Source organism: Geobacillus sp. Manikaran-105 (assembly GCF_002809955.1).
GTDB classification, from domain to species: Bacteria; Bacillota; Bacilli; order Bacillales; family Anoxybacillaceae; genus Geobacillus; species Geobacillus thermophilus.
The window spans coordinates 1-6,574 of record NZ_PIJG01000079.1; the positions used below are offsets into that span (position 1 = coordinate 1).

The following is a 6,574-nucleotide window of genomic DNA, read 5'->3' on the forward strand; positions in this document are numbered from 1 at the left end:
GATGCAACCCCAAGTCAAGGAAGGAGGACGAAGTCCGTTTGCACTTCTGGGGAGTTGCAAGCCCCCACTTCAAGCGTTAGCTAAGTGGGGGTAGTTGACGCAAAACATGATCGGGGCGGAGCAAGAGGATGCTTTAGCGAGCGCCCCCATCCGTTTCCTATTTGCCCGTTCCCCCGAAGAAAGCGTTCAAATCATCGTGTGCTCGAGCGCCTCGGCCACATGGGAAACGCCGATCACCTGAACGCTTGCCGGCGGCTGCCAACCTGCCAAATTGTTTTTCGGTACAATGACACGGGAAAAACCTAGTTTGACAGCCTCTTGCACACGCTGTTCAATGCGGGAGACACGCCGCACTTCCCCGGTCAACCCGACTTCACCGATAATGACGTCGGTCGGATTGGTCGGCCGATCGCGAAAGCTTGAGGCGATGCTGACGGCGATGGCTAGGTCAATGGCCGGCTCATCAAGCTTCACTCCGCCCGCCACCTTCAAATAGGCATCTTGGTTTTGCAACAGCAGCCCGACCCGCTTTTCCAATACGGCCATAAGCAACGACACGCGGTTATGATCGAGGCCGGTCGCCATCCGCCTCGGGTTGCCGAAGCTTGTCGGCGAAACGAGCGCTTGAATTTCCACCAGAACCGGGCGCGTCCCTTCCATGGCCGCCACCACCGTCGAACCCGCCGCCCCGTGCGATCGCTCTTCCAAAAACACTTCGGACGGATTTTCCACTTCCCGCAGCCCGATGTCGCGCATTTCAAAAATACCGATTTCATTCGTCGAACCGAAGCGGTTTTTCACCGCCCGCAAAATGCGGTACGTATGATGCCGCTCCCCCTCAAAATAAAGGACGGTATCGACCATATGCTCGAGAATGCGCGGCCCGGCGATCGCCCCTTCTTTCGTCACATGGCCGACGATAAAAATGGCGACGCCTTTTGTTTTGGCGATTTTCATCAACTCAGCGGTGCACTCGCGCACTTGGGCGACACTGCCCGGCGCTGACGTAATATCCGTCCGGTACACCGTCTGGATTGAATCAATCACGACACAGGCGGGCTGAATCGTTTCAATCGCTGATACAATATATTCCAAATTCGCCTCCGCTAACACATACAGATGATCGGACTCGGCGCGAAGGCGCCCAGCGCGCAGTTTTACCTGTTTGACGGATTCCTCGCCCGATACATACAACACTGTATGCCCAGCCGCCGCCAGTTGCGCTGAGGCCTGCAGCAACAGCGTCGACTTGCCGATGCCGGGGTCGCCGCCGATTAAGACGAGCGACCCTTTGACGATCCCCCCACCGAGCACGCGATTGAACTCTGCACTGTTCGTTTCGATGCGCGGCTCTTGCACCGCGGCAACGGCGGTAATCGGAACCGGTTTAGCGGACCCGGACGGCTCCGAATGGAGAAACGCCCCACGCACAGCGGTTCTGACCGGCTCGATTTCCTCGACGAATGAGTTCCACGTTTGGCATCCCGGGCAGCGGCCGAGCCACTTCGCCGATTCGTATCCGCACTCTTGGCAAACAAATTTCGTCTTCTTTTTCGCCATTGAACTAACCCTTTCTCTCTTGTGTTCCATATGGAAAAAAGGTATGGGCAGCATCGTGCCGCATACCTTTTTTCATCACATCACGGCCTGTTTTGCCAATACGACAAATTCCCCATCTTTCACATCAACGACGACTTTTTGTCCTTTGGCGATCGTGCCTTTTAACAGTTCTTCGGACAAACGGTCTTCAATATGTTTTTGCAAAGCGCGGCGCAACGGGCGAGCCCCGTATTCCGGATCGAAACCTTCAGCAGCGATTTTCTCAATCGCCGCCTCCGTCAATTCAAGGTCAATATCTTGCTCTTTCAGCCGTTTCACCAGCGTATCAGCCATCAGACGGACAATTTGTTTTAGATGGTCTTTTTCAAGCGAATGGAAGACGATAATTTCATCGATCCGGTTCAAAAACTCCGGACGGAACGCTTTTTTCAGCTCATCCATGACCTTGCTTTTCATGTCTTTGTATTGCTGGTTTCCATCCTGGATGTTAAAGCCGACATACTTGTTCCGCTTCAAAGCATCCGCGCCGACGTTCGATGTCATAATGATGATCGTGTTGCGGAAGTCAACCGTCCGCCCTTTCGAGTCAGTCAACCGCCCGTCTTCGAGCACCTGCAGCAAGATGTTAAACACGTCCGGATGCGCTTTTTCCATCTCATCCAACAGAACGACCGAGTATGGCTTGCGGCGCACTTTTTCGGTCAGCTGGCCGCCTTCTTCGTAGCCGACATACCCCGGCGGCGAACCGATGAGCCGCGATGTCGAGTGTTTTTCCATATACTCGGACATATCGATGCGAATGAGGGCATCTTCATCTCCAAACATTGCCTCGGCCAATGCACGGGCCAATTCCGTTTTCCCGACGCCGGTCGGGCCGAGGAAAATGAACGAACCGATCGGGCGTTTCGGGTCTTTGAGGCCAGCCCGGGCGCGGCGCACCGCTTTGGCCACCGCTTTGACCGCCTCGTCTTGGCCGACGACGCGCGAATGCAAAATTTCTTCCAGTTTCAACAGCCGCTCGGTTTCCGTCTCGGCCAGCTTCGATACCGGAATCCCGGTCCAACTCGAGACGACCGCGGCAATGTCTTCGACCGTCACTTCCAAATTTTCTTGGCCTTGTTTTTCTTTCCACGCACGTTTCGTTTCTTCAAGCTCTTCACGCAGCCGCTGCTCCATATCACGCAGCGACGCCGCTTTTTCAAATTCTTGGCTTTGCACGGCCGCATCTTTCTCTTTTCGCACTTCTTCAAGCTTTTGCTCCAGTTCTTTCAGTTTCGGCGGCGTCGTGAACGAACGGAGACGCACTTTCGAGCAAGCTTCATCAATCAAGTCGATCGCTTTATCCGGCAGGAACCGGTCGGTAATATACCGGTCGGAAAGTTTGACTGCCTGAATGATCGCCTCATCGGAAATCGAGACGCGATGATGCGCTTCATACCGGTCGCGCAGCCCTTTTAAAATTTGAATCGACTCTTCAACTGTCGGCTCATCGACGTGAATCGGCTGGAAGCGGCGCTCGAGCGCAGCATCTTTCTCAATGTATTTGCGGTATTCATCAAGCGTTGTCGCACCGATACATTGCAATTCTCCACGCGCCAAGGCCGGCTTTAAAATGTTCGACGCGTCGATGGCCCCTTCGGCTCCGCCAGCGCCGATTAACGTATGGAGTTCATCGATGAACAAAATGATATTGCCCGCCTGGCGAATTTCGTCCATCACTTTTTTCAGCCGGTCTTCAAATTCGCCGCGGTATTTCGTCCCGGCGACGACCGTCCCCATATCGAGCGTCATGACCCGTTTGTCGCGCAGCGTTTCCGGCACTTCGTTGTTGACGATTTGCTGGGCCAATCCTTCCGCGATCGCTGTTTTTCCAACCCCCGGTTCACCGATGAGCACCGGGTTGTTTTTTGTCCGTCGGCTCAACACTTCAATGACACGCTGAATTTCTTTGCTGCGGCCGATGACCGGATCAAGCCGCCCTTCGCGGGCAATCGCCGTCAAATCGCGGGCAAGGCTGTCAAGCGTCGGCGTGCTTACATGCGAAGCTCCCCCACCGCCGTGGCCCGATACCGATTCATTGCTGCCGAGCAGTTGCAACACTTGTTGGCGCGCCTTGTTCAAGCTCACCCCGAGGTTGTTCAGCACGCGAGCGGCCACGCCTTCCCCCTCGCGGATCAAGCCAAGCAAAATATGCTCCGTGCCGACATACGAATGGCCAAGTTTCCTCGCTTCGTCCATTGACAGCTCGATCACTTTTTTCGCCCGCGGCGTGTAATGGAGCGTATGGGACACTTCATTGCCGCGGCCGATGAGCGATTCGACTTCTTTTTGGATTTTATCCGGGCCAAGTCCAAGCGCCATGAGCGCTTTAGCAGCGATTCCTTCCCCCTCACGGATCAGCCCAAGCAAAATATGTTCGGTTCCGATATTGTTATGGCCGAGGCGGATGGCTTCCTCTTGCGCCAACGCCAGCACTTTTTGCGCCCGTTCCGTAAATCTGCCAAACATCATCGTTCATCACCCTCCATCTTTCTTCGTGTTTCCATCCTTAAGCGTTCCCGAATCAACGCCGCCCGGCGGACATCCCGTTCCTCAGGGCGAAGCACCCCTCCGGCATATTGTTGCAAAAATCCTGGCTGCGTCAAAATCATCAGCTCATTTAAAATGTTGCGCGGGACGTTTTTGATATATCCTAAATCGATCCCTAAACGCACATCCGACAGGCATTGCGCCGCCTCCTTCGAATCGATGACGCGGCAGTTGGCCAATATGCCGTATGAACGGAATACCTTGTCTTCTAATTGTATGCCCAACGTTTTCACTAATGCCTGGCGAGCCGCCCTTTCTTGGGCGATGAGCTGCTCAACGATCGTATGCAAATCAGCGACAATATCTTCTTCTGATTTTCCGAGCGTAATTTGGTTCGAAATTTGGAAAATGTTCCCTAAAGCCTCACTTCCTTCCCCGTACGTGCCGCGGACGACGAGTCCCAACTGGTTGATGGCAGGGATGATGCGGTTGATCTGCTGCGTCAGCACCAGCGCCGGAAGATGCATCATCACCGACGCCCGCAACCCCGTTCCGACGTTCGTCGGACAGCTCGTTAAGTAACCAAGCCGTTCATCGAACGCATAGTTGACATGCCCTTCAATCCAATCATCCAACTCGCTCGCCGCCTCAAGCGCCTCGGCAAGCTGAAGCCCTGGAAACAGACACTGAATGCGGATATGGTCTTCCTCGTTGATCATAATGCTGATTTCCTCATTTTCCGAAAGCAGGCAGGCGCCAAACGGCGAATCTTCAGCCAAATGCGGGCTGATTAAGTGCTTTTCCACCAATACCCGTTTTTCAATCGGTTGAAGCTCCGACATTTTCAACAGTTCAAACCGTCCCGCTTCCCCATACGGACGATGGACGAACGCGCGCTCAAACAAGGCAACGATTTGTTTCGCCTCTTCGCTGCTAAACAGCGTTGGGAAACGAAAATCAACAATATTGCGCGCCAGCCGGATGCGGCTGCTCAACACGATGTCCGAATTCGGCCCCTCCTGGCTCATCCAAGCGCTGACCGCTGTGTTGAAAAACTTTCCAAATGACATACCGCTACATCTCCCCCTCTCCACGTCGGCGAAGTTCGTCCTCTAACGAACGAATCTGGTCGCGCACCTCGGCCGCCCGCTCAAATTCCTCGCGGGCAACTAATTCCTGAAGCTTTTGTTTCAACGTGGCCAGCTGCTTCCGCAAATGGAGGACGCCGCCTTTTCGCTTCGGAATTTTCCCTGAATGAGCAGTATTTCCGCTATGAAGCCGTTTTAAAATCGGCGGAAGGTAACGGGCAAACGTCCGATAGCAGTCGGCGCAACCGAACCGCCCAATTTGCGTAAACTGGTGGTATGTCATTTGGCACGTCTCGCATTGAAGCAAATCCGGATTCGGGAACGCATTGGCCGTCACTTCTTTCATCGGAGCTTGAAAGTTGAGAAGCCCCGCTAACAAATTGTTAAGCGGAAAGTCGTCATGGCCATAGAGCATAAACGTATGACCATGTTCTTTGGCGCATTGCTCGCAAAGGTGAAATTCCGTTTTTTCCCCGTTGACTATTTTCGTAAAATGCATCGTCGCCGGGCGTTGCTTGCATTCTTGGCAAATCAATGCCTCCCCCTCCCCTACTTATACTTTAGCGACGTCAGTATCGCCTTTAACATGCGCGCCCGCAGTTCATCCCGCTCGGGCAAATCGATATATAAAACGGAGCGATCCATCACGCTCAACATCATTTTCGCTTCCCGCTCCGAAATCACCTTTTCTTCCATAAGTCGTTTTATCACATCTTCGGCGCTCGACTGGCTGATGCGGTGGCCGATCAGCTCGAGCAACTGGTCAATCAGCTGCGCCTCGCTTTTCGTCTTTACTTTCATAATGCGGATATAGCCGCCGCCACCGCGCTTGCTTTCAACAATATATCCGCGCTCGAGCGTGAATCTCGTGTTGATGACATAGTTGATTTGCGAGGGAACACATTGGAATTTATTAGCAATTTCACTTCGTTTAATTTCAACGATGTCTTGGTCGCTCATATTGAGTACTTGCTTCAAATATTGCTCGATAATGTCGGAAATGTTTGGCACTCTACCTCCCACCTTCCTCACAACCAAGCTGCTTGGCGGTCAAGCTGCTCCCTGCCCAATAAACGGGCATTCCTTGGGAGGAAGCATCACCGCCATCTTGTTGACTTTGACTATATTTGACCTTACTTTTACTATACAATGTATGACGAAAAATTGCAAGGGTTACCGAAACAAGGGAGACTATCTATAGAATATCCGTTTTTTCGCCCAGTGAAACGCTTCTCGGTCAGATAAACGAAAAAGCACGCTTTTTCTCCTAATGAAGAAAAAGGCGTGCTTTCTGCTTAGCCTAGCAGCGACCTACTCTTGCAGGGGCGCTGGCCCCAACTACCATCGGCGCTGGAGGGCTTAACTTCCGTGTTCGGGATGGGAACGGGTGTTTCCCC

Annotated in this window: 5 protein-coding genes and 1 rRNA gene; all 6 read right to left on the reverse strand. The window is 53.3% G+C overall.

The features are described 5' to 3' along the window. Positions 1 to 186 precede the first annotated feature (186 nt). Positions 187 to 1,560: a DNA repair protein RadA gene (gene radA / locus CV945_RS15835; RefSeq protein WP_100660149.1), complete on the reverse strand. Its 1,374-nt coding sequence runs from the start codon at positions 1,558 to 1,560 to the stop codon at positions 187 to 189. Between the two features lie 75 nt (positions 1,561 to 1,635). Beyond that, positions 1,636 to 4,071, reverse strand: a complete 2,436-nt coding sequence (gene clpC, locus CV945_RS15840; RefSeq protein WP_094239428.1) for an ATP-dependent protease ATP-binding subunit ClpC — start codon at positions 4,069 to 4,071, stop codon at positions 1,636 to 1,638. Further along, the gene (gene mcsB, locus CV945_RS15845) at positions 4,068 to 5,159 is read right to left on the reverse strand and encodes a protein-arginine kinase McsB (RefSeq protein WP_033008614.1); all 1,092 of its coding nucleotides are present in this window, start codon (positions 5,157 to 5,159) and stop codon (positions 4,068 to 4,070) included. Before mcsB ends, clpC begins: the two co-directional genes overlap by 4 nt. Before the next feature lie 4 nt (positions 5,160 to 5,163). Next, positions 5,164 to 5,712: a protein-arginine kinase activator protein McsA gene (gene mcsA, locus CV945_RS15850; protein ID WP_033008611.1), complete on the reverse strand. Its 549-nt coding sequence runs from the start codon at positions 5,710 to 5,712 to the stop codon at positions 5,164 to 5,166. A 14-nt stretch (positions 5,713 to 5,726) separates the two neighbouring features. After that, positions 5,727 to 6,188, reverse strand: coding sequence for a transcriptional regulator CtsR (gene ctsR, locus CV945_RS15855; protein WP_100660150.1), 462 nt, complete (start codon positions 6,186 to 6,188; stop codon positions 5,727 to 5,729). Positions 6,189 to 6,475: 287 nt separating this feature from the next. Beyond that, positions 6,476 to 6,574: ribosomal RNA gene (gene rrf, locus CV945_RS15860) — 5S ribosomal RNA — on the reverse strand; the annotation flags it as partial.